3 protein-coding genes and 1 pseudogene are annotated in these 4,669 nt (G+C 41.7%); 2 read left to right on the forward strand and 2 right to left on the reverse strand.

Annotated elements, in window-relative coordinates; translation table 11 throughout:
- Positions 1 to 328: pseudogene (locus BP861_RS05415) on the reverse strand (DUF4139 domain-containing protein); the annotation flags it as partial.
- 292 nt (positions 329 to 620) lie between these two features.
- Here BP861_RS05415 and BP861_RS05420 point away from each other — a divergent pair.
- A complete protein-coding gene (locus BP861_RS05420) occupies positions 621 to 2,162 on the forward strand; it encodes a PGF-pre-PGF domain-containing protein (protein WP_292373338.1) in 1,542 nt (513 codons plus the stop codon).
- Between the two features lie 114 nt (positions 2,163 to 2,276).
- Here the strand turns inward: BP861_RS05420 and BP861_RS05425 are convergent, their stop codons facing one another.
- Positions 2,277 to 3,218 (reverse strand): nucleotidyltransferase domain-containing protein, encoded by a 942-nt coding sequence (locus BP861_RS05425; protein ID WP_292373340.1) that lies wholly within the window; start codon positions 3,216 to 3,218, stop codon positions 2,277 to 2,279.
- A 416-nt stretch (positions 3,219 to 3,634) separates the two neighbouring features.
- On the opposite strand from BP861_RS05425, the gene BP861_RS05430 reads away from it, so the two are divergent.
- Positions 3,635 to 4,669: M20 metallopeptidase family protein (locus BP861_RS05430; RefSeq protein ID WP_292373342.1), on the forward strand; the 1,035-nt coding region annotated here is incomplete at its 3' end.

A 4,669-nucleotide genomic window follows, 5' to 3' on the forward strand; every position in this document is an offset into this window, starting at 1 on the left:
CTACCCTGTTGACCCCGGAAGCAAGCTCAAGTTTCCTCTTTTCTTTTACAAGAGCAAGATTGTTGTTATAAACAGTAACCTCAGTACCTGAGTCTGTTGCCGCAGCCCCTGCCTTAAAAATTTCCAGTGGATTCGGGTGTTGTACTCTGGTAACAACGCTCGAACTTGATTCAATCCCGTTAAGTGCAACTTCAGAGCTATCTGCTTGAGCTGCGTTTCCAGTAGAATCAGGATGCAAAGCAGAACCAGGATACACGAAAGCTGCAGATGCAGTTAAAATTAGGCTTGAAGCCAGAATAAGCCAGATGTAACTTTTCTTTATTCTCATAAAAGAAAATTAGGTGACTTCTTTATTTATATTTGGCTATGACTGCAAATAAGTTTGAAGTTACCCATTCGGTTTTCAATCTGGTTTCATATCTGTATCCTCTTCAGACTTCCCGATTTTTCGAAGACAATAGACGTTGAAAACTCTAATTTTGATTACCAAAATAAAAGAGCAAATAACAAGGGCGAAACACAGGCGTAATGATACACATCAAGACATAAATACACAAAGACGCAATAAATAAATTTAACCAGTTCAAAGAAAAAATCGAAAATTATTAAGGACCCTTCTTATGAGTATTATTAACCTTCTTATGAGTATTATTAAGATCCTCAGGACTAAAAGCCAGAGTAAACTCTCAGGCTTTATTTCATGTTTTGTTCTGATATCTTTGCTTGCCTGGGCAATTCTCCCTGCCTCAGCCGCAGGGATAGAAGCAAGCAGGGAAGTCTCTGCCAAAACGGTTTATCCGGGTGAAAGTTTTACTGTAACCATATATATAAAGGCAAACCATGATGTTGAAGCCCTGACTCTCGATGAAGATCTCCCTGATGGATGGCAGGTAAAACAGTCTGAAAATAATCGAGCCATGTTTGAGGGAACCAGTACATTCAAAGCATCGACTTTGGAATGGGTCTGGATTGACAATCTCTCAGCAGGAAAAGAAAGGTCAGTTGTATATAATGTGACTGTACCTTCGAATTCCAAGCCTGGAAACGTTACAATTTCAGGCAGGGTTTCCGCTTATTCTGTTCCTGCAACCTCTGTGGAAGGAGTTTCAGAAATAATTGTCATGCCCCAGCTGCTTGAATCCGATTTTTCCGCAAGTCCTCTCCTTGGCACTGCGCCCCTGACTGTTCAGTTCACGGATTTATCTGCCTTCAATCCTGATTCGTGGGAATGGGATTTTGACGGAGACGGAAACCTTGACTCAAACGAGAAAAGTCCGGCTTACACTTATGAAAACCCTGGTACCTACACGGTCATCTTAAAGGCGACTAACAATACTTATGGGAATAATATCAAAATAAAAACAGGATATATAACTGTGACCGAGATGCCTTCCATTTCGGAAGAAAGTGGAAAAAGTGTGGAGGATGAAGAAAGTGGAGGAAGTGGAGGTGGGGGAGGAGGTGGAGGTGGGGGAGGCACATGCTCTCCAGAGCCAAACCGGAACATCGAATTAAAGGAAATCTCGAATGAGAGAGTTTTCAAAGGCATTCATACATGCTTTACATTTAAAAGCGGGACAAATGATATCGTCACTGTAGAGTTTGACCCCAAAAAAAGTTTCGGAAAAATAACAGCTATCGTAGAAATGTTGAAAGGTACGTCTTCAATAGTTAAGGAGCCTGCTCCGGGAACTGTATATAGAAACGTAAACGTCTGGGTCGGGAACAGCGGCCTTTCAAGCCCTGAAAATCTTGAAAATTCCAGAATAAGTTTCAGGGTGAGCAAAGTGTGGATTACCGAGCAGGCGGTCAGTGAAAGCATTATAGTCCTTTATAGATATAATGGAAATACATGGAGTCCATTACCCACAACCCTTAGTAAAGAAGATAAAGTTTACTTCTATTTTACCGCAGAAACACCGGGGTTCTCTCCCTTTGCAATCTCAAGCATTGAGGAAAGAACCAAATCGATTGAAATTTCTTCATCAAAAGTAGGAGTAAATCAAAACCAGGACGAAGAAAAACAGGCTGACAAGGAAAATCAGGGGTTTCCTGCGTCAAATATGGAAAAGAAAGGAAAGGAGAGCTCTCCAGGGTTTGAAGCGATTTTTGTAGCGGGCGAATTACTAGTTTTATATGCAGCATTGAAGATAAAGAGATAACCTGGAAAAAAACAGCTCTCTTCGAATTTAGTGTATCTTCCATCCCAACCATTCCCCCGCCCATACTGCCTAAAGTATAAGTTTACATTCTTTTAATCTGCCTTTTTCTCTTTCTCAAATATATCCACACTGCTCAAGCCATGTAAGGGATCGAATCCATTCACCTTTTGGTTCTCTTGAGGTACCCACGACAAGCCGCTTGATATCTCCTACTTCTTCGACAACTCCGCAAGCTTCTATAAGTTCTCCTGAAAGCGCCTGACCTGCGTAGGTATGGGTATATGAAAGCACGTGGTCGATTTCATCGTGTTCTACCTTATAATAAGCAGGGCTGTCAAAGGCAAAGTCAGCATTCTTGACCCTTGCTTCGATTTTCATTTTAACGGTATCTTTTCCGCGCAGAAGAGGCTCTTTTATCTGATCCCACTCCCTTACGAAAAGAAGGTCGAAATAAGTGCCCTCGACCATGCCCCTGTTGCCTTTTCTGGATTCATGCAGCATGAATTCGTCAAATGAAATATCGGGAATCCTTTTCCTGTAGATTCTCTGCCACATCTCTTCATCGATTTCTTCAATAAGCCCTTCCTGTTTTTTTGCAGCGGTTATGGCATCTCTTGCCCTGAACCATACAGGACCGTAGACAACAAAATCAATATCTGAGTTTTCATTCTGGAGACCTGCAAGCATCGAGCCTGTAACACCCATGCTTGTCCTGGGAATGCCTGCCAGATCAAGTGCTTTTACAATCGCCCTTACGCGGCTGTCAGTATTTACAAGCTCAGGAACAACATTGGAGGGGCGAAGCACCTGTTTTACCTCGGATTCAGGAACTATATGAACATCCTGCACCCATTCAGGCTTGTGCTTCCTCATGAACTCGAAAGCCGGACCAAAATCGTATTTTTTATATCGTGTTCCATTTAACTCTCTCTCCCCGTTCTCATCGGGCACGTAGCGGAGCGTGGCTCGGATTCCATCACTGCGGAAATAGTCGGAAACCGCAAAAAGCCAGTTATTTTTCGTAACAAGAAAATCCCTCAGACGTGTTTTGAGCATTTGTACCATCCCTGAGACTTATAAGAATACCTAAGAATATTCGGATATTAAGGAACCTTTACTGCTGGACTTTATATTAATTTATAATAAATAGCGGGGAATGTATTATATCATTCATGTATATAAAAATCAGGTTTTTAATTGCGAAGCAAATGACGCAATAAAATTGAGTAATAAAACAGTTTAATAAATAGATAGAACACTGGAGTTACAGATATTAAAAGAAATATGCTGATGAATAAATAAGACGTAAATAAAGTATTATAAAGTATTTAGAACCGGACACCCTAGATAAAAACTATTTAATATTAAAATCAGTAGATATTACAGACAACAATATTATGAATAGTAGCATAACAGCAATAAATATTACAGATTAATAAACAGCGCGGACTGGTAAACGGACTAGACTGCAGATGCAGAACTCCGAGGTAATGCTTTTGAGAAAGAACCCAAGTATAGACATTCTTACAGCCTGGATTATAGAGCTCAGGCGCGAATTTCATAGATACCCCGAACTCAGTTTTGAAGAGTATGACACCCAGAAAAGAATCCTGAAAATACTTGGAGAACTGAGAATAGAAGCCAGAAAAATTGCAGATACCGGTGTACTTGCAAGCATCCGAGGGACATTACCTGGTCCCTGTATTGCCCTTCGATCAGACATAGATGGATTGCAGGTACAGGAAGAGTTAACTGAAAGAAATAGCGACTATATCTCCAGAAACGATGGAGTAATGCACGCCTGCGGACATGACGGGCACATGGCAATGCTTTTTGGAGCTGCCCGACTTTTTCAGGAAAACAGAGACTTTCCAGGGGAAGTCCGCTTAATTTTCCAGCCTGCAGAAGAGATTCCTCCAGGAGGTTCAGAAAGGGTAATTGCAGAAGGAGGGCTTGAGGGTGTAGATGCGGTTATGGGCATGCACATTTTTACCAACCATGAATCAGGAAGTGTGGGCATCCGTCCAGGGCCTTATATGGCAAGCACAAACAGGTTCGAAATCAGCCTCATAGGAAAGGGAGGTCATATCTCAAAGCCTGAAAGCTGCATTGATCCCGTCCGAATGGCAACGGATTTTATGAGTAGCCTTTATCCTGCCCTGGAAAAGCAGCTTGAACCGGATAAGTATATCATTGGAGTAGGAAGGATTCAAGGGGGAGCCCAGTTCAATAGAATTCCTGATACTGTAGAGATTCTTGGAAGCTACCGGACTTTTGATAGGGAGACCACGGATATAATTGACAGGACGATAAAGGGGTGTTTGAAAGAGGTAGTAAAAAGATATGCAAAGCCAGGAGAAGAATTTTCAGGCTTTCCTGACTACGAGCTTGATATACTGCATGGCTATCCTGTCCTTGTAAATGACCCTGTGTTCACAGATGCTGTACATCTAAATCTGCAGGAGAATTTCCCGGAACTTACAATCTACCCTGAAATCGAAAAAACC

It is taken from the genome of Methanosarcina sp. UBA411 (assembly GCF_002495725.1).
In the GTDB taxonomy this organism is placed as follows: Archaea; Halobacteriota; Methanosarcinia; order Methanosarcinales; family Methanosarcinaceae; genus Methanosarcina.